At 62.7% G+C, this 24110-nt stretch carries 15 protein-coding genes; 8 read left to right on the top strand and 7 right to left on the bottom strand.

Annotated features, from left to right (window positions below; all coding sequences use genetic code 11):
• Positions 1–60: 60 nt before the first annotated feature.
• Complete coding sequence (locus AC3IR3_RS18725; RefSeq protein ID WP_489194354.1) at positions 61–276, top strand: hypothetical protein; 216 nt, start codon at positions 61–63, stop codon at positions 274–276.
• A 75-nt stretch (positions 277–351) separates the two neighbouring features.
• Here AC3IR3_RS18725 and AC3IR3_RS18730 read toward each other — a convergent pair whose 3' ends face one another.
• From AC3IR3_RS18730 to AC3IR3_RS18740, 3 genes are read right to left on the bottom strand one after another with little or no spacing between them, the layout of a single operon-like run.
• Entirely contained in the window at positions 352–1032 is a 681-nt protein-coding gene (locus tag AC3IR3_RS18730; RefSeq protein WP_489194356.1) for a c-type cytochrome, read from the bottom strand.
• A gap of 10 nt (positions 1033–1042) precedes the next feature.
• Positions 1043–3628, bottom strand: a complete 2586-nt coding sequence (locus tag AC3IR3_RS18735) for an MtrB/PioB family outer membrane beta-barrel protein (RefSeq protein WP_489194357.1) — start codon at positions 3626–3628, stop codon at positions 1043–1045.
• Positions 3629–3649: 21 nt separating this feature from the next.
• On the bottom strand, positions 3650–4768 hold the full coding sequence (locus AC3IR3_RS18740) for a DmsE family decaheme c-type cytochrome (protein WP_489194358.1): 1119 nt from the start codon (positions 4766–4768) through the stop codon (positions 3650–3652).
• 224 nt (positions 4769–4992) lie between these two features.
• Between AC3IR3_RS18740 and AC3IR3_RS18745 the strand changes: the two genes are divergently transcribed.
• Positions 4993–5934, top strand: a complete 942-nt coding sequence (locus tag AC3IR3_RS18745) for a LysR substrate-binding domain-containing protein (protein ID WP_489194360.1) — start codon at positions 4993–4995, stop codon at positions 5932–5934.
• A gap of 16 nt (positions 5935–5950) precedes the next feature.
• Here the strand turns inward: AC3IR3_RS18745 and rsgA are convergent, their stop codons facing one another.
• Complete coding sequence (gene rsgA / locus AC3IR3_RS18750) at positions 5951–7006, bottom strand: ribosome small subunit-dependent GTPase A (RefSeq protein WP_489194362.1); 1056 nt, start codon at positions 7004–7006, stop codon at positions 5951–5953.
• Positions 7007–7123: 117 nt separating this feature from the next.
• Here rsgA and AC3IR3_RS18755 point away from each other — a divergent pair, with 117 nt between their 5' ends.
• The 4 genes from AC3IR3_RS18755 (at position 7124) to grxD (ending at position 11000) form a co-directional block, all read left to right on the top strand.
• A complete protein-coding gene (locus AC3IR3_RS18755; RefSeq protein WP_489194364.1) occupies positions 7124–8365 on the top strand; it encodes an aminotransferase class I/II-fold pyridoxal phosphate-dependent enzyme in 1242 nt (413 codons plus the stop codon).
• Positions 8362–8985: an SGNH/GDSL hydrolase family protein gene (locus AC3IR3_RS18760; protein WP_489194365.1), complete on the top strand. Its 624-nt coding sequence runs from the start codon at positions 8362–8364 to the stop codon at positions 8983–8985. Before AC3IR3_RS18755 ends, AC3IR3_RS18760 begins: the two co-directional genes overlap by 4 nt.
• A 138-nt stretch (positions 8986–9123) precedes the next feature.
• On the top strand, positions 9124–9993 hold the full coding sequence (locus AC3IR3_RS18765; RefSeq protein ID WP_489194366.1) for a UDP-2,3-diacylglucosamine diphosphatase: 870 nt from the start codon (positions 9124–9126) through the stop codon (positions 9991–9993).
• An 83-nt stretch (positions 9994–10076) separates the two neighbouring features.
• Positions 10077–11000, top strand: coding sequence for a Grx4 family monothiol glutaredoxin (gene grxD / locus AC3IR3_RS18770; RefSeq protein WP_489194367.1), 924 nt, complete (start codon positions 10077–10079; stop codon positions 10998–11000).
• A 59-nt stretch (positions 11001–11059) separates the two neighbouring features.
• Here grxD and AC3IR3_RS18775 read toward each other — a convergent pair whose 3' ends face one another.
• Complete coding sequence (locus AC3IR3_RS18775) at positions 11060–13567, bottom strand: protease pro-enzyme activation domain-containing protein (RefSeq protein ID WP_489194369.1); 2508 nt, start codon at positions 13565–13567, stop codon at positions 11060–11062.
• A 784-nt stretch (positions 13568–14351) separates the two neighbouring features.
• Here AC3IR3_RS18775 and AC3IR3_RS18780 point away from each other — a divergent pair.
• Complete coding sequence (locus AC3IR3_RS18780; protein ID WP_489194370.1) at positions 14352–17411, top strand: TonB-dependent receptor; 3060 nt, start codon at positions 14352–14354, stop codon at positions 17409–17411.
• Between the two features lie 461 nt (positions 17412–17872).
• Positions 17873–20983, top strand: coding sequence for an outer membrane beta-barrel protein (locus AC3IR3_RS18785; RefSeq protein ID WP_489194371.1), 3111 nt, complete (start codon positions 17873–17875; stop codon positions 20981–20983).
• 841 nt (positions 20984–21824) lie between these two features.
• Here AC3IR3_RS18785 and AC3IR3_RS18790 read toward each other — a convergent pair.
• Positions 21825–23486 carry a Na+/H+ antiporter gene (locus AC3IR3_RS18790; RefSeq protein ID WP_489194373.1) on the bottom strand — a complete coding sequence of 554 codons (1662 nt, stop codon included), beginning with the start codon at positions 23484–23486 and terminating at the stop codon, positions 21825–21827.
• A 103-nt stretch (positions 23487–23589) separates the two neighbouring features.
• Positions 23590–24057, bottom strand: a complete 468-nt coding sequence (locus AC3IR3_RS18795) for a hypothetical protein (RefSeq protein WP_489194375.1) — start codon at positions 24055–24057, stop codon at positions 23590–23592.
• Between the last annotated feature and the right edge of the window lie 53 nt (positions 24058–24110).

Consider the following 24110-nt stretch of genomic DNA (forward strand, 5'->3'; position numbering starts at 1 on the left):
CCTCTCCACGCATGTCTTGCTGTGGATCCCTGCCCGCTTTGCAAAGGCAGTCGCGCCTTGATGCTAGGCGATATCCACGAAGCGATCACCGACCGTTTGTCGGGCAGGCGTGGCGTGGCCGATCTGCTTATCGACGTACCGGTGATCGATGCCGAGCAAGGCTCGGTGGCGCAGGCCGCGTATGTGTTGCGCGGCTTGATCGACGAAGTCGGCGAGATATATCGGGTGATGAGTCCGGGAATCGACGAGAAAAAGCGCGGGATGCTAATGCAATAGTCCAGTGATTCCCCGATGCCTGTGGGAGCGCGCCTGCGCGCTCCCACAACGGCCCGGTTTCAATCAACAATTCGACTACAACGACTCGATGTAGCTCGACAGGGCCGAAATATCCGCATCGCTCAGGTTCCGCGCCACACCATGCATCACGTTGGCGTTACTGCTGCCCACCCGCGTACCGGTCCGGTAGTCGCCCAACTGTTGCGTCACATATAGCGACGACTGCCCGGCCAGCGAAGGAAAGCTATGCCATGGGGGCTGGGGCGACGACGCATAGGCCGGTTTCGGCCCCCGGCCGGCCGTGCCATGACACCCCTGGCACGGCGGCACGCCCAGCGTTGCATCCCCCGCAAGATAAAGTACCGCGCCGCGCGACGATGCATCCGGCCGGCCGACGGCTTTCGGCGCAAGCGCCGCGTAATGCGCGGCAAGATCGCGCATATCCGCATCGGACAACCCGGCCGCCTGGCCGGTCATGATGGGATTCGCGCGCTGCCCCTCTTTGTACTCTTTCAACTGGATGTATACGTACGTCGCGGACTGCCCCGCGAGATTCGGAAACGTGGGCGCAATCGCCACCCCTGCCGGCCCGTGGCATGCCGCGCATACCGCGGCCTTCGCGGTGCCCGCCGCGGCATCGCCATGCACGGTTTCCACGCGGCGCAGGTCGAGCGGCTTTACCGGTGCATCGGCGGCGGCGCAGGGAAGCATCCATGCGAATGAGGCGGCGACGATCAGACGAACAATGGTCGACATAGCCCCCTCCTCACAGCTTCACGTTGAACATGGCGCCGACGAGGCTCGCGCTGTAATGCCGCTGCGGTCCCTTGTCGGTGTAAACACGATGGTCGTAGTCGAGCGTGCTGTCGAATCCCGCGTAATGGAAGTCGGTGAACGACCCCGTTTCGTAACGACCGAAAAGACGCATGCCGAGCTGATGGGTGAACCTGAAACTCAGGCCAAGGTCGATGCTGTTGCTGCGATAGCTGTTGTCCGGAAAACTGTCGCCGGCGGCAGCGGCCGCATTGGGTCCGTGGTACGCAAGCGCGGCGAGCGATGCGTAGTTGTAACCCACATGGCCGAACGAACCGGAGTAGTTGTAGCTCACATCCGCGCGCACGCGACCGAAGTCGTGACTGAAGCTCAGACCCGCATTGCTATTGCGCTCGCGATCGAGCTCCCACCATTGATTCGCGTACGGATACAGCGGTCCACCAAGACTGGGATTGGTCTGGCCGATGTTCGAGCCGATCAGCGACTCATTGTCGGCCACGTTGGCGATACCGAGCCTCGTCCCTTCGGCGCCCAGATAGACATTCATCGTCGTGGCTGGCGTCGGCTGCCAGTCCCATTGCAGGGTGGCCCCGGTCGTCGACGTGTTCTGCCGGCCGATCTGCGTGTCGTAACGATCGCGACTGCCGTAGAACGTGGCCGAAAGCGTGGTCGAATCGCCCCATGGATACGTGAGGATCAGACGCGCCTTGTTCTCCGTGCGATCTGACAGATCGTACTTGCGCATGTCGTCCACGGTATGTGCCGCGATTCCCGTGACCGGATCGACGAAGCCCGCCAGCGATTCGGAAAAGAACTGCTTGTAGGGATCGTAGTTGTAACGATCGCCGGTGCGGCTGGCATATTCGTAAGAAGCGCGAATCGTCGCGCCACCCACGCCGCGGGCGACCCACGCAAGTTTGATGCGCTGGTCGTCGACCCGCTTGCGCTCACGGTACTTCGGCTGGTTATGGTCGAAGGTATAAGTCGCGCTCAGCGACTGCTTCGGCGCCACTTCCCAGTCGCCGCCCAGTTCGAACAACGTATCGGTGTAGCCGTAGGGCACATTGCGTACGGTCACATTGGCCGAATGCAGCAGCGGATTGCGTGGATCGAAGATGCCCGATTCGCCGGGCACGATGCTTCCCTGCGAGCCGTTCTCGGAGATGTAGCCGTACTGCCCCGTGATCGGGTTATAGGCGAGATAACGGGTCTTGTTGTCCTCGCGGTACCAACGCAGGTTCGCATGCCAGCCGAACGTCGGCGTCGGGCGGAAGGTCAGGCGCGTATCGATCAGTCCGGTGTCGATGCGCGCATTGGCGTTCTTCTGCGACAGCGCGTTCGTCGTGTTCCAGTCCGCGCAGTTGAACGTGTAGTTCACCGGCGGCGCGATGAAGATGCCGCCGGTACCCGTACAGGTGGTCGGCGGCAACAGCGCATCGTTCTGCCGCATCGTGCCGTAAGCCGCGGCGACCGTGAACTGGCCGTTCCCTTTCAGCTCGCGCGACAGGTCCAGCCGGACGTTGTGATAGTCGTTGTCCGGCTCAAGGGAGAACTGGCCGTACTTGATATCGGCAACCTGCGGCGTACCCACGACGTTGTAAAGACGGAACGGACTTTCGAAGTTCAGGTGATCCTGATTGTTGCGGAAGAACGAACCGGTATAGGTCGCCATGAAGCGCCATATCCTGCCGACGTTGCGCACGCTCAGATTCACGTCGGTCGTACGGAAATCGATGGGCCGGACCGTCTCCAGCACACCGCCGTTATCGGGAAACGGATAGTTGAAGAACATCGAGCCGCCCCACAGACGCGTACCCGATCGTTTTTCGTTCGTGACCGATGCCGATCCGATCCAGTTGCGCCACACCGTGCCTTCGATGCCGATGCCTTCGCGCGTGCGTGTCAGCCCGATCGTGCGGCGCGGCGACCCGGCGTGCGCCGCGGCCACCTGGGCCGGCGTACTCGCACCGGCGATCAGCGGAGAAGGCAGCGTCAGATCGGAAGTTCCGACACCGTTCCACAAGGGATAGGCATTCGTCGACACGGTATGCGGCATGTCGCGGTAGAAGGCTTCCACGCGATAGCGTCCGTACTGACCGGCGCGCAGGCGATAGAACTGGTCGTCGCCGCTCAGCCGGCTACCGCGCAGTTCGACGTACTGGCCGGTTTTCGCGTTCTGGAAGTCGAGCGCCAGCAGACCCAGCGCGAAGCCGGATTTCCAGTCCGCGTACTGACGGAAGAATTCCGCGTTGCGGTCGCCACCTACGTGGACGAATCCGAGTTCCACCACGCCGGAATAGGTCCAGTCGCTCGCTTTACCCAGCGGCTTTACATCGTCGGCGGCGGGTGGAAAGCGATACGGCAAACCCGTCGGCGTCCGCAGCATGCCCGCATGCAGATAGGACATACCGTCCGGATCGGCTGGATACAGCATGGGTGTCCAGCCGCGCGGGTCGAGCGCATTGCCGAACTGCATGTCGCCGACGCGCATCGTACCGCTGGTATCGCCGGCGAACGCGCACGAGGCGCATGCGACACCGATGCCGAAGATCAGGACTTTCGCTTCGAGCGCATGCATTGTCCGCCTCCTCGTCATCGGTCACTTGTGGAACTTGGAACCGGAGGGATTGTTCGAACCGTGGATGTTCGTGTGACAGCTAAGGCACGCACGCCCCATCACGCGTTCGTCGGGCGACGCACCGGTGCCCATGCCCGCAGCCGTCTGCAGGTCGTTCGGATGGCGCGTCATGGTGTGGCACTGCTGGCACAGCATCGGGATCGGTGCGACCAGCAGGGTCTGCTGGTTCGATCCGTGCGGGTCATGGCAGTTGAGACAGTTCTGCCGTACGGGCGCGTGCTCGAACAGGAACGGTCCGCGCTTCTCCGCATGACAGGTGTAGCAAGTCTCGTTGACCGTATCGGTCTTCAGCAGCGGCTTCGTGATCGTGCCGTGCGGGTTGTGGCAGTCCGTGCACGCCAGCTGCCCCTCGGGTAGCGGCATATGCGAACGGCGGTTGAACTTCGCGCGGATGTCCTGATGGCAGCCGGCGCAGACTTCGTTGATGGAAGGTTTTGCCAGCACGCCCTCGGGCGACACACGCGCCATCGGGTTGTGACAGTCGGTGCAGGAAAGATCGCGCAGTTCGTGGATCGAGCCGGTCCAGTGCTGGCGCGCACCGCCGGCATGACAGCCAAGGCACACCTTCGCCTGCTCGGCGGGGGGCGTTTTCGAGTCGTGGGTGAAAGCGATGATCGAACCGGGAGCGGTCGGATTTTTCGCATGTTCGGAACCCGGTCCGTGGCAGGTCTCGCACGCGGCCTGCGGACCGCTGCGTTCGCTGCCCGCCCGGAACGACGCGACATGCAGCGAGTGCGACGCCTGGATGTTTTCCTGGGTATGGCACGCGATACAGGTTTTCGATCCGATCGGATCGGCTTTGGGCATCAGCGGATTCGTCGGGATGGACGCCGCGTCGAAGGATGTCGCCGTGCTGGCATCGCCCGGATGGGTGGCGGCCGTATAGGTCGCCATGCCGTGTCCATGCCCCGCGCCCATGTCGGTCGCCGGCAGCATGCGCGCGATATCTTGCTGGGTCAGGGGCGCGCTGGAGGCCGGCGCGGCCTGCTGCGCACCGGCCTGGCCAGGCCATGCGACGACCGCGGCCAGTGTGGCCGCCACGAGAACGCACGCCGCTAACGAGAGCGGAAAAACACGCATGGCTATGGCATCCCTTTGGCTTTGCGCGAGCGCGCCGGCCACCCCTCAACCCCTGGTGGATGCCGGCATCGGGTTCGAGTATCGACCGGCTACCGCAACGCGGGTAAGCCTGTGGCAACGGGATTGTTTGTCCAAGATTCGCGAACAATTGCGATGCCGTGGCGCAACATGCACGTTCCTGCGAGAAGAGTAATCTCGCAGTGACCTGCTTCCGGGGAGGAGTCATGCAGGATCTGAACGATATCTATTACTTCGCGCAGGTCGTGGAATTCGGGGGATTCACCGCGGCGAGCAAAGCGCTCGGCGTGGCTAAGTCGTTGCTCAGCTTTCGCGTAGCGCGACTGGAAAAGCATCTGGGCGTCCGCCTGATCCAGCGGACCACGCGCAGTGCTTCGGTCACCGATATAGGCCGTACCTACTACGACCAATGCCGGGTGATGCTGGAAGCGGCCGTCCAGGCACAGACGCTTATCGACACGGCGCAGGAAGCCCCGCGCGGCTGCATCCATATCGCCTGCCCTGTCCTTTTCGCCCAACTGCTGCTGGCGCCGGTACTGGTGGGTTTTCTGCAGCGCTATCCGGATGTCCAGGTCGATCTGGACATCGCCCGGCATCAGGTCGATGTCGTCACCGGGGGTTACGACATCGCCTTTCGCGTTCGCCCCTCCGTGAAGGATTCGAGTCTTGTCGTGCGTTCGTTCGGCATGGATCCACAGATGCTGGTCGGCAGCACGCGCATGCTCCGGCAGCACGGCCTGCCGCAGGACCCATCCGATCTTCAACGCCTGCCGAGCGTCGGTGTGGTTGCAGCGGATAACCGGCATTTCTGGCCGCTCACCCATCGGCACGGCGAAACGCGGCAGGTCGAACACCATCCCCGCATCGCCACCGACGACCTCTACGTCATGCGGCAAGCAGTGGAAGGCGGCATAGGTATTTCCCAGTTGCCGCGCTTCCTTTGTCGGGAAGGACTGGCAAGCGGCCTGCTGACGGAGTTGCTCCCGGACTGGGAGTTACCCGCCGGCAACGTGCACGCCGTCTATCCATCGCGTCATGGTCAGATCCCCGCCGTGCGCTGCTTTATCGATTACGTGGCGCAGATGCTGCCGAAGGAACTGGCGAGCCTGCACGACGACGACCAGCAGGAGCTTCGCGCCACGGCATGACGGGCAAAGAGCCGCGTTAGTATTCGTCGCGGCCGCGGAATTTCTTGTGCGACTTCACCGGCGGCTTGGAAGCCGCCTTGCGCTTGATCCGCGCTTCCAGCGTCGCGGCCTGCTCTTCGCGCTCATCGTGTAATTTAAGGAAACTACGCCAGCGCTGCGGCGAAAGCTCCCCCGATTCCAGCGCGGCCTGGATCGCACATCCCGGTTCGTTGCTGTGGCCGCAATCGGCGAAGCGGCATTGAGCCGACAGCGCTTCGATATCGGCGAAGAGGTCCAGGTTTTCCTCGCCAGTGAGCTTCAGCTCGCGCATCCCCGGCGTATCGATGAGGCAACCACCCGTCGGCAGCTTCAGTAACGCGCGATGCGTGGTCGTGTGCCGGCCGCGGCTATCGTGCGACCGCACGGCCTTGGTCGCCATACGCTCCTCGCCTAGCAACGTATTCGTCAACGTCGACTTACCCGCGCCGGACGAGCCCACCAGCACCGCGCTGCTGCCAGGCCCCAGATACTCGGCCAGCAACGACACGGTCGACGGATCTTTCGTATTGATCGCATGCACTGCGGTTTCCGCGGCCACGCGATCGCGAACCGCCGCGATGGCACCGGGTATGTCGTCGGCCATATCGGCCTTGCTGAGCAACACCACGGCACGGGCGCCCGAGCCTTCGATCAAGGCCAGATAACGCTCGATACGAGTGGGATTGAAGTCGCCGTCCAGGCCCATCAACACCATCACGTAGTCGATATTCGTGGCGATGACCTGGCGCTCGTAACGCTCGCCGGCCGCGGCACGGCTAAGCACGGTACGCCGCGGCAGCACCGCTTCGATGACCGGATGGCTTGCGTGATCGAGGAAAACGAAGTCGCCGACGGCGGGTCTGACCGAGGGATCGAGACCGCGCTTAAGGAACTGCCCGGCCGGTTGGGCGTTGAATGTTCCGACGCCATCGTCCAGCTCGTAACCGGCACGATGCTGGGCGACGACACGCGCCAGCCGTCGGCTGTCGTCGGGCAGGCTGGGTTCGCGCCAGCCAATCTGGCGCAGGCGCGCGATATCCGGAACATCGGTCATGCCGGCGATTATGCCCGGTTCCGCCCCGATTTCGCCTCGCGGCGCGGAGACGACGCTGCTAGGATCGGTCGGGAACCCCCGGGACGGCCCGGCGGGCATGAACGAACTGGACTCCAAGTGTCTCCGATCAAACCCAGTGCGCACCTGTCGGACGTGCGTTACGAGATTCGCGGTGCGCTTACCCGTCGCGCACGCGACCTCGAGGCCGCCGGCCATCCCATCATCAAACTCAACATCGGCAATCCGGGCCGCTACGGGTTCAAGACCCCCGACCATCTGCGCGAAGCCATCGCCGCACATCTGGTGGACAGCGAAGCCTACGGCCACGAGCAGGGACTGGAAGAGGCGCGCGAGGCCATCGCGGCACAGCAGACCGAACGCGGCGCGCGTGGCGTGGAAGTGGAGCGCATCTTCATCGGCAATGGCGTCAGCGAACTGATCGACATTTCCCTGCGCGCCCTGCTCCAGCCCGGCGACGAAGTACTGTTGCCCAGCCCCGACTATCCGCTGTGGAGCGCCGCCACCATCCTCAACGATGGCAAGCCTCGCTATTACCGTTGTCCGGCCGAACGCGGCCACCTGCCCGATCCGGACGAAATCGAATCGCTGATCACGCCGCAGACGCGCGCGCTGGTGCTGATCAATCCGAACAACCCCACGGGCGCCGTGTATCCGCGCGAGCTGCTCGAGCGCATCGTCGAAGTCGCCGGCCGCCGCGGGCTGCTGCTGCTCAGCGACGAGATCTACGACGAAATCCTTTACGACGACACGCCGTTCCAGCCGCTGGCCGCCATCGCGGGCGACCTGCCCTGCGTCAGCTTCGGCGGCCTGAGCAAGGTCCACCGCGCCTGTGGATACCGCGTCGGCTGGATGAGCCTTTCCGGCGATCCGCGCCGCAACGCCGAATACCGCGATGCGCTGCAACTGCTCGCCGCACTGCGTCTGTGCGCCAACGTCACCGCCCAGTGGGCAGTGCGTCCCGCACTGAAAGACAAGCCGACCATCGGCTCGCTGACGTCGCCGGGCGGCCGGTTGTACGAAGCACGGCGCGCGGTGCTCGACGGTGTCGCCGCCAGTCCCTATCTGGACGTGGTCGCTCCGGGCGGCGCGCTTTACGCCTTCCCCCAGGTACGCGCGGACGCGATGCCGCATTTCGACGACACCGCCTTCGCCCTGCGCCTGCTGGAAGAAGAAGCGGTACTGGTCGTACCCGGCACCAGCTTCAATCTTTCCGCAAGCCGGCACCTGCGTCTGACGTTGCTGCCCGAACCGGCGCAACTGGCTGAGGTCTTCGTTCGCATAGACCGCGTACTCGCACGCATGGCCGACGAAGTGCAGCCCGCCAGCGCCGTCGCATGACCCAGGCGACGTTTTTGGCCCTCGGCGATTCGTACACGATCGGCGAGGGCGTCGCACCGGATGGCCGCTGGCCCGGGCAACTGGTCGCGCGACTGCGCGCGGACGGCGTCGACATCGGCGAGCCCCGCATCGTCGCCACCACGGGCTGGACGACCGACGAACTTTCGGCGGCGATCGATGCCACCCATCTGGCGCCTCGCTACGACCTCGTCACACTGCTGATCGGCGTCAACAACCAGTATCGCGGCCGGCCAGCCGACGAATACCGCCGCCAGTTCCTCTCCCTGCTGGAACAGGCAATCGGATTCGCCGGCGACGCGCGCCGCGTGGTGGTGGTGTCGATTCCCGATTGGGGCGTTACCGCTTTCGCGGAAGGTCGCGACCGTCACGCCATCGCGCGCGATATCGATACCTTCAATGCGATCGGCCACGACGAAGCCGTGCGTGCGCATGCGCGCTGGGTGGATGTGACGCCCGCCTCGCGAAGTGCGGGCGCAAAGCCCGATATGCTGGTCGACGACGGTCTGCACCCTTCCGCGAAGCAGTACTCGCTATGGACCGACCGTATCGAACCCCAGGCCCGCGCGGCGCTGAAAGAAGCCGGCGGCGCGCTGCTGTAGGAGCGCGCCCTCTTCGTCAGGAAATGTAGAGGGTCCCCTGCAAATAGGTCATAAAGCGGTTTGCGGCACTGCAACGCTGCTGCAACGTCCTGCGATCACCATAAGCGCCCGGGACCTCCCCCTCCCGGAGCCACGCTCATGGCCAAGCTCACCTGCCGCACCGCATTCATCTCGGATGTGCATCTCGGTACGCCGGACTGCAAGGCGGACTTTCTCCTCGATTTCCTCAAACACCTCGACTGCGAGAAGCTCTACCTCGTCGGCGATATCGTGGACATGGAAGCCATGGCGCGACGTCGCGGCTGGCAGCGCGAACACAGCGCCGTGGTCGGGCAGATCCTCGACATGGCCGCCCACGGAGTGGAAGTCATCTATATCCCCGGCAACCACGACGCCCCCATGCGTGGTATGGCCGGCCAGATGCTGGCGGGTATCCGCGTCGAACTGGACGCCGTACACGAAGGTGCCGACGGCCGCCGCTACCGGGTCAGCCACGGCGACGAATTCGATCCCGAGCACGTCGGCCGCACCTGGATGCTTTATCTGGGCGACGCACTGCACCGCGCGATCTGCTGGGCGAACCGCCGCGTACACGCCGTGCGGCGCCGCATGGACCTGCCCTACCTGCCACTGTCGATCATCATCAAATCGCATATCGGCAAGGCGCTGGACTATATCCACGGCTACGAGGAACGCGTCGCCCGGGATGCGCGCGAACGGGGATTCGACGGGCACATCTGCGGGCACATCCATTTCGGGCATGTCCGCACGATCGACGGCATCGTCTATCTCAACGACGGCGACTGGGTAGAACATTGCACTGCGCTGGTCGAAGACGCTACCGGAGCCATGGAACTGCTGCACTGGACTGGCCAGGCGACCCCACTGGGACGGGCCAGCCGCGAAATGGTCCTGCCCTCCCTGGCCGGGGCTCTGGCGTTCGCGCCACTGGCGGATTGCCGGGCCGATCTCTCGGGTCTGGAGACGGGAACGGCCCGGGCGGCGTGAATAACCGTTGAAAAGGAGCCCCCGGGGAACCATCTCCGGCCCATGCCGGTAGAATGGCCCCCTCTCTTTCCCGCGGTGACCCCATGGCCCTCGACATCCCCACCCGCGAACGCATCGCATCCCTGCTGAACGACCACGAGGTCGTGCTGTTCATGAAGGGTTCGCGCGCGCAGCCGATGTGCGGCTTCTCCGCCGCCGCCACGAACACGCTCAACGAGCTGCTGCCGACGTATCACACGGTCGACGTCCTGGCCGATCCGGAAATCCGCGAAGGCATCAAGGAATACGGCCAGTGGCCGACGATTCCGCAGCTTTACGTGAAGGGCGAACTGGTCGGCGGCTCGGACATCATCCGCCAGCTGTACACCAGCGGCGAACTGCACACGCTGTTCGGCGCCACGCCGCCGGATCGTACGCCGCCGGAAATCACCATCACCGACAAGGCAGCCGACGCCATTCGCAGCGGCATGGCCAGCGCGCAGGGCATGTCGCTGCACCTGGAAATCGGTCCGGACCATAGCGCCGGCTTCCAGCTGGCGGCGGCCGGCGATCACGATATCGTCGTTGTCGCCAACGACATCGAAGTGCATTTCGATCCAGGCAGCGCGGCGCGCGCCAAGGGCGTCGTCATCGACTGGGTCTCGACGGTGCAGGGCGAAGGTCTCAGCCTGAAGTTTCCGGGCGCCGTCGATATCCATTCGCTGAGCGTCGAAGAACTCAAGACACGCCTGGACGCCAACGACATCGTCCTGGTCGACGTGCGTCCGTCGCATGCCCGTGCCATGGCGGCTCCATTGCCGCAGGCGCGCATTCTGGAAGAGGAAGGCTACGAAGCCCTCGCTACGCTTCCGAAAGACACCGCCATAGCGTTTATCTGCCATCACGGCGTGTCCAGCCGCGCCGCCGCCGAGCGTTTCGCCGCCCACGGTTTCACGCAGCTTTACAACGTGGAAGGCGGTATGGATGCCTGGTCGGTAAAGATCGATCCGACCGTTCCGCGGTACTGATCCGCGCGCGCGCCGACACGGAAACGCCCCTCGTTGCCGAGGGGCGTTTTTTTACGCGATCAGTTCCAGGTGGCCTTCAGCGTGACACCCGAGAACGCCGCATACCCGTTGAGCATGATGTAGTACGTGCCCGTCTGCGGGGAAGCGACCGAGCAGCTCTCGTTGTTGCCGGTGATATACGGACGGCAGCTGTAGCTGGACGTGGTCGGCGCCGAGCCGAACTTCAGATACAGGTCGGCATCGCCGCTACCCCCCGAGATCGCCACCTTGAAGTTCGTCGCTCCGGACGGGACCACGACGGTGTACTTCAGCTGCGCATTCTTCGCACCCGAGAGTCCCGTCACCGCAACGCCGTTCTGCAACACGTTGCCGCCGCCCGCGCTGGTGACCGTCACCGACGACGACTTCGCGTTGGTCGCTCCGCCGTTATCCGTCACCGTTTCCGTCGCGGTATAGGTTCCAGCCGCCGCATACGTGTGGCTCGGGCTGGCCGCGGTCGACGTGCCGCCGTCGCCGAAGGTCCACGCATGCGATGCGATGCTGCCGTCGCTATCCGTGGAACTGTCGGTGAACGTAGCCGTCAATCCGCTCGTTACCACGCTGAAGTTTGCTACCGGCGGCACATTGGTGCCACCGCCGCTTACCCAATTAGCCTGAGCGTACGTATTGAGCTTGGAGATATCGAAGCTGCCGAAGCCGGCCGCCTGATCGAAGCCCGTTGTCGCGGTGTAGCCATGGCTCTGATAACCGTTGTTGCCCGATGTCACGTCATGCAACAGCGAGGTCTGCGTCGGAAACGTCTGGTAGAAATTCGACGCCGGAAAACCGATGGCGTTGTTGGCCGCCGACTCGATACGGGCGAACGCGCCGACGAACAGCGGCGAGGCCAGACTGGTACCGCCGACCTGTTCCGTCGAGCCGTTGACGATGATGTTGGCGCCCGACGAAGAGGCCGCATCGAACGAGAGATCGGGACCGACGCGCTTGGTCACGCTGCTGCCCAGTGCGGCGGTCTGCCAGGAAGGAGCGGTCTCGTAGAGGCTGGTGCCGCCGCCCGTCGCCCAGAGGCGCTGGTTGTTATCGCCCTGGCTCGGATCGATCGCCGACAGGCCTTCGTTCCACACCGTCTCGCCGGACCATGTCGTACCGCTGGTCGATAGCGTGGTTCCGCCGACCTGGATCACGTACGGCGAACTCGCGGGCTCGCTGACCGAATAATGCGTGAGGTCGATCTGCACCGTTCCGGCCGAGTTGGTCACATAGCCGGGCGAGCCCGTCAAAGGATCGGTGGACCACTGGTAAACGCCGGCGTCGCCCGATGCGATCGAGAACGTCTGACCCTGCGCGACCGCCTGCTGGAAGATCGTATCGTCGGCCGACTGCGTGCCCGATTGCTCTGCCGCCGTTTCGTCTTCGCCGAGCGACACGTTGATGACCTTGGCGATGTTGTCGACGACGGCCTGGTTATAGGTCGCCGTGATGCCGGCGTCGGTGATCCCGCTCGAATTCGAATCGCCGTTCGGCGACGTGTAGAAGATCAGCTGTTTGACGCCGCCCGAAATACCGACGATATCCTGACTGTCCAGCGACCACTCGCCGTTTGAATTCGGATCGTTGGCGAACGTACCGCTACCGACTTTCTTGATGAGCGAGTTCACCGTGGACATGCCGGCATTCGAGGTGAACGTATTCAGATCGGTCACCGTCTGCGTTATCGAACCCCAGGTAATGATGCCCACCGCGGTATTGGTGGCAGCGGGAACCGAACCGGCATCGTAGATCGTGGCGAAGTCCTTCGGACTGTGCGACGTGACCGAGGCTGCCGCCAGCGTGCTGCTGGCAGGACCGGGAACCGTGACGTTCTCCGGCTTGTAGACGTGATGGAGCGTGTGCTTGACCGACACGTTCTGAAGACCGAGTACCGCACCGACTGTGTCGCCGAGTGCGGCAGGCACCATCGCCGGCGCATCGTTGGCGAAGAACTGACGACCGTTGACGCTGAACTGTTTCATCGACGTGTTGAAGCCATTGACGGCCGTGCCCGCCGTACCGTCGGCGGAGACGAGCAGATGGTTCGGCGCCACTTCGATGTTGGTGAACCCGGACTGGGTCAGGTGCGCGACAACGGCCTGCACCTGCGCATCCGTTGGCGCGTAGGCAGCTTTGAACTGTGCCGGCGTCAGAAATTTGCCGAACTGCGCGCTCCCCGGCGTACTGATCTGTCCGAGCAACGACTGCAACTGATCCTGGTTCCGGAGCTTGAGACTGACCACCACGTGCAGCGGATGATCGACTTCCAGCGCCGTGACCACCGCGCCATCGATACGCGGCGTACCGGTGACGTTCAACGCATAGCCGGTGCCCGAGGTGGGAACCGACAGACTACTGGCAGTAGTAACGCTACTCGCGAGTGTTGGCGTACTAAGCAATGCCGCCCGCGTATTCGTACTTACCCAGCTATCCGCGGCATGCGCGGATAAAGAGGTCATAGCCAGTGCAACCGCCAGGGAAAGCAATTTCTTGCGATTTCCCTTAATACCGTTCTTGTGGGATCCCTCGATCTTCATGAATAGTCCTGTAGTTAAAACCACACAGATTGCCGCCGGATAATCCCGGCAGCTCCGGTACTGCTGGCGTCCCGAGTGTCAGGAGCGGCGAGCGACGGATTGATCGAAGTACGTTTTGTTAATCGTCGATGCGTCGCAAGAAATTGCAGAACCATCGGTCGGAACGCCCTACTCCCCTGTTTCAAAATCAGTCTCAGCACCGGAACCTTTCTTCGTCCTTTCTTAATTCATTACGCATCGGAACGGTAATAGCGCAGTGTGATCAAATCGACATGATTCATCGAAAAAAGTCGATTTATTAAATTGTCTTTATTTATTCGAATAATCGCTTCTTAATCGCCTTAATCGGTTATCTACAAAATCCTTCGACATCGTAATTTCATGCGTAGGATTAATTCCTATTGCCCGCATCGTTACGTGAGGATTACGTTCTCTTTACGTTCGGCACTGCCAGACGCGCTCGTTTCGCCGGGACTCCAATCGGCGTAGCAGCTTAAAAGTCCAGGGACGGCGTTTTCTTTGGGGAGAAAATGCATGCTTACGCCACCTTCTTACCTCTTTGTCGCGCGGTCCATTTCGCGCGCCGCCGAGACCGTGCTTACGCGTCGTCGGCCTGTTCGATACAGCTTCAAATAACCGCACCGGATAACCGTTCGCGCTGATCGCGCGACCCGGCAATCCGCGCCACCCGATGCCAGAGGCATTGGGTAAGGACCCGTTTTTGCCGCATTTCGGGCGGCAGCCACGTTTGCGTTCGTTTCGTTTTTTCTGAGGAGGCGTTTTTATGCAAGTCGCAACTCGTCTTACCCGACCAGCTCCGCGTCGCCTCGCGCTCGCGGTAGCTATCGCCTGTTGCATCGCCGGTTCCGGTACTGCCCTGGCACAGAGCAACTCCACCGGTGTGATCTACGGTTCGGCCGCGCCCGGCGACACGATTCACGTCGAAAACGCGGGCACCGGCTTCAAGCGCGATATCACGACCGACTCGAGCGGCCGCTACCGCGCCGCATCGCTGCCCATCGGTACTTATAACGTCACGCTGATCCGCAATGGCACGACCGTCGAATCGCACAATGGCGTGCAGACGTCCATCAGCCAGGGCACCGACGTTTCCTTCTCCGCCGGTACTGCCGCAACCGGTGCTACGACACTCGGCACCGTCGAAGTAAGCGGCACGACGCTTCCCAGCATCGACGTCAGCTCCGTCGACTCGCGCACCGTGCTCAACGCCGACCAGCTGCAGAAACTACCGATCGCGCGCACGTCGATCAGCTCCATCGCGCTGCTCGCACCGGGCACCACCCAGGCCGCTCGCGGTTACGGCAACGCCCTGTCGTTCGGTGGCTCGTCCGCATCCGAGAACTCGTATTACATCAACGGATTCCAGGCGACGAACCCGCTCACCGGCGTCAGCTCCCGCCAGCTTCCGTATGACGCGATCGACCAGGAACAGGTGCTGATCGGCGGTTACGGCGCGGAATACGGCCGGTCGACCGGCGGCGTGATCAACGTCGTCAGCAAGCGCGGTACCAACGACTTCAAGGGTGACATTCAGGTGCTGTGGGCACCCTCGACGCTTGCCCAGCAGCCGCGCAATGTTTACCTGACGAACGGTACGCTGTACCAGAAAGGTAACGCATTCGCCCTGCGCAACAACGATACCCTGCAGTACTCCGGCTCGTTCGGCGGCCCGCTGATCAAGGACAAACTGTTCTTCTTCATAGCCGCCGACTGGTACAAGCAGACCGGCGACTTCACCGGCTCGCGTGCCGTAAGCGACGACGAGCAGCAGACCGCGAAGACAAAACGGTGGTTGGGCAAGATCGACTGGAACATCACCGATAACCATATCCTCGAATTCACGGGCTTCGGCGACAACGAACAGACCGACTCGACGATCTATGGGTACAACTACAATACCGGTCGCGGCAAGTTCCTGGGCACGCAGTACACGAAAAACTACAACCTGACGCAGACCAATGCGACGCCGGGCGGTACCACGTACATCGCCCACTACACCGGCTACATCACCGACGACTTCACGATAAATGCGATGTACGGCCGTTCGGATTCCGATCACCAGCAGACGGTGAACGGCGCTTCCGGTACGCCTTGCCCCTCCATTACGGACTCGCGCGTCGAGTTCAGCAGCAATCGCCAGACGGGTTGCACGGTCGGCGGCACGACCACCTTGCTTCCCGGTTCCAGCGACAGCAGCCGCGGCTGGAATATCAACCTCGAGTACCGCCTGGGCGACCACGACCTGCGCGCCGGTATGGATAACTACGTCCTCCGCGCGAAATGGGGTGCGATCCCCGTCGGCGGCACGGCGTACATCTATAACGACGTAGGCGATGGCTCGTCGATCAAGCAGCGCCTGATCAACCTCGGCCTCGATCCCGCGAGCTACAACCCGGCCAACTTCCCGAATGGTTACTACGTGGAGTCGACGGCCCTGACCACCGGCACGTCCGCCCGCACCAACCAGCGTTCCGAGTTCATCGAAGACAACTGGCAGATCACCGACCGGTGGCATGGCTACGTCGGCTTGCGCAACGAGCAGTTCACCAACTACAACGGTGTCGGCCAGGTGTACGCCAAGGCTCGCCATCAGCTCGATCCACGCCTCGGTGTGTCATGGGACGTCTACGGCGACAGCTCGCTGAAGGTTTATGCGAATGCCGGCCGCTACCATCTCGGCCTGCCGACCAGCGTGGCCGTCCGCGGCGCCGGTCCGTCGACCTACCCGTCCAATTACTACTCGTTCACGAGCATCGATCCGGCTACCGGCATCCCGCAGGGCCTGAGCACGGGCGCACCGTATTCGGGAACTTACTTCCTGAACGGCGCGAACGGCACTCCGCCCGACGCGAAGACCGTCTCTGCCCAGCAGCTCCATTCCTACTATCAGGACGAATACATCCTCGGCTTCGACAAGCAGCTGCCGGATAACTGGGTCGTCGGTGCGAAAGCGATGTACCGCAAGCTCCAGAGCCTGATCGACGATACCTGCGACTCCGCGCCGATTCAGGCCTGGGGCGATCGCAACGGCCTGTCCGCGCAAGTGGCCGCCGGTATCAACCGCAGCACGGGTTGCTGGCTGTTCAATCCGGGACGCGCCAATACCTTCACGCTCTCGCCGGCGGACGGTCAGTACATCAGCGTTCCTCTGACCGCGAAGGACATCGGCGAGCCGACACCCAAGCGCCGCTACTACATGCTCGACCTGTACGCCGAACACCAGTTCAGCGACAAGTGGTACGGCAAGATCGATTACACGTTCTCGCGTAGCTACGGCAACTCCGAAGGCCAGCTCGACTCCGACATCGTGCAGGCCGACGTGTCGACCACCGAGAGCTGGGACTTCCCGGCCATCATGGAGAACACCAACGGTCCGCTGCCGAACGACCAGAAGCACCAGCTGCGCATCTTCGGCAGCTATGCGCCGACGGACGAGTGGCAGTTCTCGACGGTGACGCGTATCGCTTCGGGCACCCCCATCAGCTGCCTCGGCATTCGTCCGCTGTCCGCTGGTGGCGACCCGTACGGTTACGGCGCCAACTACTTCTGGTGCGACGGCAAGCCCTCGCCGCGCGGTTCGCGTGGCCGTACGCCCTGGACCTATAACCTCGACGTAAGCGCCGCATGGAAGCCGGCCTTCCTCGAGCACAAACTGGCTCTGACGATCGATGTATTCAACCTGCTCGGCAAACAGCGCGTAACGCAGTACTTCCAGACTGGCGAGACCTCGCAGGGTCTGCCCAGCCCGAACTTCCTGCGTGCCCGCTCGTTCCAGGACCCGCGTTACGTGCGCCTGGGCGCCCGCTACGACTTCACCCTGTAACTATGACGGCATAACAAGACCGGCGGGCAACGGCTTTAGCTTTAAGCCGCGCGCCCTGAGCAACTCCCCAGATTCGGCCGCTCCCGCAAGGGTAGCGGCCGTTTTTTTGCCTTTTTCCCCGCGCCATAAGTTTCGATCTCGCGTCGGTTCGATGAAACATGTTTCACAGAAGACGTGTCAACCAATGCGAATGAAAATTTCTTGCTGATACGAATGGCGCCGTTTAGCCATCCATACGAATTATTACGATGAAATGGATTTCATCTTATGCACGAGTCATACCAGCTTTCCCCCGGCAAGACCTTGCGTTCAGCGAAATGCGCATTGAGCGCCCGGAACCTTCCGCGTAGCGTCCGCACCGGTCGAACGTTTTAGTTTTGTTAAACGACGTCGATCGACGAGCAGCGCGGAGGATGTTGCTCGAAACCAGAAAACGTTGGCTTCGGCCGGGGAGATCAAACATGTATTCGCGTAGTTCGATGGGGAACGCTCGCCGGCGCTCGCTTGCGCTGGCAGTGGCGACCGCGCTGGGATTGGTGGCAACGGGTGCGATGGCGCAGAGCACCGTAGGCTCGGTATATGGCACGGCGGACGCCGGTGCCCAGGTTACTATCGTCAATACAGGCAGCGGCCTTACCCGCAATGTAACTGTCGGCAACGACGGAAAATTTTCCGTTTCTTCGCTGCAGCCAGGCGATTACCGCATCAGCGCAACGGAGAAAGGCCAGACGACCACGCGTACGGTCGAAGTCGTCGCGGGACAGGGATTCAATCTCAATCTCGCCGCACCCGCCGCTGACGCGGGCGGGACGGAAGATGAAAGCACCGTATCGGTGACGGCAAACGCCCTGCCCCCGATCGACATCACGTCCAGCCAGACCAATACGGTACTGACGTCCGAACAGATCAAGCAGCTCCCGCTCGCACGCAACCAGACAGCCGTAGCGCTTCTCGCGCCCGGTGCGACCAAGGGCGATAGCGCATTCGGCAACCTGGCCTCGTTCAGCGGCGCATCGGTGGCCGAGAACAGCTACTACGTCAACGGATTCAACGTCACGAACTTCTTCCAGAGCCTGACGTATTCGCAGGTTCCGTTCGAAGCCATCGATCAGGAAGAAATCCAGGATGGTGGCTACGGTGCGGAGTACGGCAACTCCACCGGCGGCGTGATTTCGGTCAACACCAAGCGCGGTACCAACGAGTGGAAGGGCGGCGTCGACGTCACCTGGAATCCGTACCAGCTTCAGGCCAGCCAGCCGGACATCTACCTGAATAATGGATCGCTGCTTCGCACGTCGAGCAGCAACAAGAACTACCTGATCGGCAACAACAATTCGGGCAATGCCAACGATTTCGGTACGCGCTACAACGCGTGGATCGGCGGCCCGCTGATCAAGGACAAGCTGTTCATGTTCGCGCTGGTCGGCGGCACCCGCACGAACGACGAACACTACGGCGACACCACGGGTGGCGGCAATTACAACCGCACGTCGATCTCGGATCCCCGTTACCTGGTGAAGCTCGACTGGAACATCTCCGACAGCAATATCCTCGAGTACACCGGCTTCAGCGACACCAGCAAGACGAATCAGAGCATCTATGGCTACGGCTATTCGGACAGCGGCCAGCCATACCGGACCGACTACCTCGGCACCGTCTACAACAAGACGGGCGGCCAGACGAACATCCTGAAGTACACCAGCTACATCACGGACGACTTCACGGTCTCTGCCCAGTACGGCAAAAGCGTCAATAAGCGCGTGAACACGGCGACGGCCGCCAATGGCATCGTCGAAACGTACGACGGCAATATCTTCGACGCCGCCAATTCACCCGGTTGCCCCAGCATCACCGACAATCGCACGCCTGTACAGAACGGTGCGCAGGGCTACAACCACTGCGATTTCGCAGGGAGCCTGAACACGCCGAACGGCGAAGATCGCCGTGGTGCGGGCCGCATCGACTTCGAGTACAAGCTTGGCGATCACGACCTGAAAGCCGGCTGGGCACGCGATCATTTCACTTCGCAGACCGGTACCTCGTACGAAGGCGGCGCGCTCTACACCTATTCGTCGATTCCGGCATCGATCCTCGGCCACGACCCTGGCCTCGATCCGTCCGACAGCATCGTCCGGCAAACCGTATTCGCCACCGGCGCGAAGATCGGCGTCACGCAGAAGTCTTACTACCTTCAGGACAACTGGCACATCACGGACAACTTCACCGCCCGCATCGGTGTGCGCAACGACGGCTTCGAAAATACGAACAGCGAAGGTGCCACCTACGTCAAGCAGGTGCACAGCTGGCAGCCGCGCCTGGGCTTCTCGTGGGATGTACACGGCGATTCGACGCTGAAGATCTATGGCAGCGCAGGCGACTATTCGCTGCCGCTCGACGCCAACGTCGCGCTGCGCGGCGCATCGGCATCGCTCTACCAGATCAAGTACTTCAGCTACACCGGTGTCGACCCGCTCACCGGTGCTCCGACGGGTCTCGGTGCCCTGCCCGCCGCCTATGCCGCTGCGTTCCCCTCGCGCACCGGCACTGTGTATGCGAATGGCGAGTCGGGCACCGTGCCGGACCCCGGTGCCGTGGCGACGCAGAATCTGAAGCCGTTCAAGCAGCGTGAGTTCATCCTCGGCGCACAGCAGCAGGTCGGCGACTGGACGCTTGGCGTCAAGGGCATCTACCGCTTCATCCTGACCGGCGTCGACGATGCGTGCGATTTCCGCCCGATCGCCGCCTATGCCAACAGCACCTATGGCTTGAATCTGGATACCACCAGCCTCACGCCGGAAGCGTCGAACGTACCCGGTTGCTATATCTTCAATCCGGGTAGCGGCGTCACGCTGAACACGCCGCTCGATGCGACGGGCAAGCTGTACTCGGTGCACCTGACCGCCGACCAGATCGGCGAGCCGAAATACAAGCGCTCCTACGAAGCACTCCAGCTGACCGCCGAACGCAACTTCGACAATGTCTGGTACTTGAAGGCGTCCTATGTGTGGTCGCATACCCGCGGCAACGCCGAAGGCGGCGTGGATTCCAGCAACGGCCAGGCCGATACCGGAACCACCGAGCTATTCGACTATCCGGAGATCATGGCCGGCTCGAATGGTTACCTGCCGAACGATCGCGAGCACACCGTCAAGGTCTACGGTGCATGGCAGATCAACCCGGAATGGATGGTCGGCGCGAATGCCATCTTCCAGACGGGTCGGCCCGAGAACTGCTATGGCCTGAATCCGATCGACGCACAGGTCGTCGGCGGTTACGGCTCGGGTGCCTATCTGTACTGCAACGGTGTCGTCGTGGATCGCGGCTCGGTTGGCCGCACGCCGAACTACTGGAACATCGATCTGAACGCTGCGTACAAGCCGGCATGGGCCAAGGGACTGACGTTGTCGGCAAACGTGTTCAACGTGTTCAACAAGCAGAAGGCGCTTTCGGTCAACGAAGTGGGCGAAGACGCCAACGGCGTATCGCTGTCCGGCAGCACCTACCTGACGCCAACGAGCTTCCAGCAGCCACGTTACGTCCAGGTCTCGGCCGAATACGACTTCACCCTCTGAGACAACAACAAGATTGGGTACGCGCCGATTCCCGCGGCGCGCTACCCGGCAGCCCTCCCCAGATTGCCGCCGGCGACCCCGGCGGCTTTTTTTGCGTTTTTTCTCGCACTAAGGGGACGATCTCGCACGACTTGTCGCTCTTCGGTTGAGGACAATCGCTGGGCGGCTCGTGTCGCTCGCGGCTTCGTCGCCTCACGCTCGTGCCTCGGGGAGGCCGCGACCGGGTTGGCCCTTGGGGCCTTCGGCGCCGTCCCTGCGGGAGCGGGCCGTAGCGCCGCTTTCGCTCCAACTATTCATCGCGGCCCTCGGCTAAGGCGGCCCCAAGGGCCAACCCGGCCACGGTACCGTCGACTGCGGTTTGCTGAAGATAGAGCGCGAGCCAAGCACGTGACGGAACCGGACCGGATGCGGGTCACCCTCGGTCATACATCACCCGCTGCTTTCCCCCACGTCACCGCAACACCCGGAAGAGCCGTCGGCCACCGCCCTCGACGCGACTTGCGGAACCGAGCGCGGCGGGCGGACAAGGCCCGGAGGGGGCGGACCCGGACGGTCCGCCGTTTTCGCTGAGGCACGGAGGCCGAATCGAAAACCCCCGCCCGCCGCGCGGGCGCGACGGGGCGCAGCCATTAAGACACCAGCCGCGCAGCGGCTATCCCTTCCCGAGCGACGGTGGAGACGGAGCGTCGAGGGCGGTGGCCGACGGCTCTTCGCGAAGCGTCCCAGCGCGACGGCAATAGCGATGGCAAAGCCGAGCCCGCCCGCAATACGTGAAGAACCGTTTTTTGCACGTACGGTCCGACGGATCGCGGAACATCTCCTACAGAAGCTGGCGCAAGGCTCAGCCGGCGTGCAGGCCCGTCAGGGCGGCTTCCGCCAGATCGATCTCGCGTAGCAGGGTGCCCATGGTTTCGTCGTTGATGTGGTGCGTGCTGCGTAGTCTGTAAAGTTCGGTGCGTTCCGCGCGTAGCGCGGCCAGGCGCATGGCGCGTTCGGTTCCGGCTTCGGCGCGCGCTTTCTGGGGAACATCGCCCTCCTCGCCTGCCGCTTCCAGACGCTGCTGGTAATCGGACATCACGCGTGCGGCTACCCGCGATGCCAGGGCGATGCCGTTCTCGTCGGCTTCTCTTTCGATGCGCCGCTGTTCGTTCTCGATGCCGTGAATCGCTGCCTGCGCCGTGAAGGCGCGCGCTTCGCGTTCCTCGCGTACGCGCGGATCCTCGCCGGGAAGCTTCAGGCCCTTGACCAGCAACGGCAATCCGATGGCGCCGAAGATAAGCGTGCACAGGATGACGCCGGAGGCGAGGAAGATCATCAGGTCGCGCGTGGGAAACGGTACGCCCTCGCGGATCATCAACGGCAGGGACAGCACACCGGCGAGCGTGATCGCCCCACGAACGCCCGCGAGCGCCGTGGTCCAGATCAGCCGGACGCCGGGGCGTGGACGGACTTCGTTTCGTACGAGCGCGCGCAGAAGCACGAAGCGCAACGACACCCATACCCAGATAAAACGCAGGAGCACCAACGCCAGCGTGATCGCCAGGATGTAGCCCGCCAGGTACCAGAGATGGCCACCGCCGGCCTGCGCCAGATCCACTTTCGCATTGCCCAGAACGCCCGGCAGCTGCAACCCCAGCAGAAGGAAGATCATGCCGTTGAAGGTGAATTCCACCATCGACCAGACACTACCGCTCTGCATGCGGGTCGCCACATGCCCGCCCTTGAGCACATCGGTGTAATTCATCGTGATACCCGCCGCCACGGCGGCCAGGATGCCGGATACATCGAAGTGCTCCGCTAGCAGGTAGGCAGCGAAAGGCAGCAGGAGCAACAGAGCGACCTGACTCGAAGGGTCGACCTCGCCGGTCCAGCGAATCATCCGACGGCGTATCTGGCCGAACAGCCAGCTGACCACGGCACCCGCGACGATACCGCCAAGCGCCTTGACGACGAACTCGATCGAGGCATCCATCAACGAGAAATGCCCGGTAACGGCGGCCACGATGGCGAACTGCAGGGCGACGAGGCCCGACGCGTCATTGAGCAACGCCTCGCCCTGGATGATATGCAGCAGACGCGACGGCACCGGCGTGCCGCCCGTAATCGACGTGACCGCGACGGCATCCGTCGGCGAAAGCACCGCCGCCAGCGCGAATGCCACGGCCAGCGGCACGGAAGGAATCATCCAGTGGACGAAGTAACCGATGCCCAGGATCGTGAAGAACACCAGTCCGATCGCCAGGGCGAGAATCGGACCGCGCAGCAGGAACAGTTCCCGCTTCGGAATGCGCCAGCCATCGGCGAACAGCAGCGGCGGAATGAAAAGCAGGAAGAACAGATCGGGATCGAATTGCACATGCATGCCGAACCAGGGCATGGCCAGAATTGCGCCCAGTGCGATCTGGACCAGCGGCAACGGCAATTTGAACGGCAGAATGCGCAGCACGGCGCCTGAAAGGGCGACGACCAGCAGCAGCACCAGGACGGTCATGACAATACTCATGCCGCAACGCTAACGGGCAACCGTGCCAGTGTCGAGCCATCGCCCGGTCGCGGCGGGGCGATGGCTCGACAGCGTCACCGGGAGGATGGCGCCGCTAACTGCCTCAGAGGCAATCCGTCAGACCTTCGTAGATCGTGGTTTGCGTACCGGGAAGCGTCTCATCGATGGGATTGCCGCCTTCCAGCGCGGCATAGAAAGCCTCGACTGGCGTATGGGGAGCCAGCGGTGCACGGCAACTGAATATCCGGGCATACGAAACAACCTCACCCGATTTCCCATCGACATCTTCATAGCTGCCTGCGAACGTCCACAGACACTCGCCCATGGTTCCGCTGCGTCTGTCCACCGAGCAGGTGAAATTCATCGACCGGAGGTTGCTGTAGTCTCCTTCGCAGAATGTGTCTCCACAGATAAAGTCGAAGGACTTATCGAGTCGGTCGGTCAGATCGTAGAAGCGGTCCCAGGACGCCTCGTCGGTGGGATAGTCGATGGCGTCGACGTAACGCGACTGTCCGGCAAGCGCGACGGACGACACAGTGAAAAGCAGCGCGAACAACATGAATCGGAACATAGGCACCTCCGTTGGAATGAACGGAGATAAGACCGCGAACAGGCATGCGGCCG

This window comes from Luteibacter sp. GL_149 (assembly GCF_057834065.1).

Bases quoted from the DNA above. Each gene is read 5' to 3' on its own strand.
- AC3IR3_RS18785 (WP_489194371.1), top strand. From the start codon at position 17,873: ATGTATTCGCGTAGTTCGATGGGGAACGCTCGCCGGCGCTCGCTTGCG.
- AC3IR3_RS18790 (WP_489194373.1), bottom strand. From the start codon at position 23,486: ATGAGTATTGTCATGACCGTCCTGGTGCTGCTGCTGGTCGTCGCCCTT.
- AC3IR3_RS18765 (WP_489194366.1), top strand. From the start codon at position 9,124: ATGGCCAAGCTCACCTGCCGCACCGCATTCATCTCGGATGTGCATCTC.
- AC3IR3_RS18745 (WP_489194360.1), top strand. From the start codon at position 4,993: ATGCAGGATCTGAACGATATCTATTACTTCGCGCAGGTCGTGGAATTC.
- AC3IR3_RS18795 (WP_489194375.1), bottom strand. From the start codon at position 24,057: ATGTTCCGATTCATGTTGTTCGCGCTGCTTTTCACTGTGTCGTCCGTC.
- grxD (WP_489194367.1), top strand. From the start codon at position 10,077: ATGGCCCTCGACATCCCCACCCGCGAACGCATCGCATCCCTGCTGAAC.
- AC3IR3_RS18740 (WP_489194358.1), bottom strand. From the start codon at position 4,768: ATGCGTGTTTTTCCGCTCTCGTTAGCGGCGTGCGTTCTCGTGGCGGCC.
- AC3IR3_RS18760 (WP_489194365.1), top strand. From the start codon at position 8,362: ATGACCCAGGCGACGTTTTTGGCCCTCGGCGATTCGTACACGATCGGC.
- AC3IR3_RS18725 (WP_489194354.1), top strand. From the start codon at position 61: ATGCTAGGCGATATCCACGAAGCGATCACCGACCGTTTGTCGGGCAGG.
- AC3IR3_RS18775 (WP_489194369.1), bottom strand. From the start codon at position 13,567: ATGAAGATCGAGGGATCCCACAAGAACGGTATTAAGGGAAATCGCAAG.
- AC3IR3_RS18735 (WP_489194357.1), bottom strand. From the start codon at position 3,628: ATGCATGCGCTCGAAGCGAAAGTCCTGATCTTCGGCATCGGTGTCGCA.
- AC3IR3_RS18730 (WP_489194356.1), bottom strand. From the start codon at position 1,032: ATGTCGACCATTGTTCGTCTGATCGTCGCCGCCTCATTCGCATGGATG.
- AC3IR3_RS18780 (WP_489194370.1), top strand. From the start codon at position 14,352: ATGCAAGTCGCAACTCGTCTTACCCGACCAGCTCCGCGTCGCCTCGCG.
- rsgA (WP_489194362.1), bottom strand. From the start codon at position 7,006: ATGACCGATGTTCCGGATATCGCGCGCCTGCGCCAGATTGGCTGGCGC.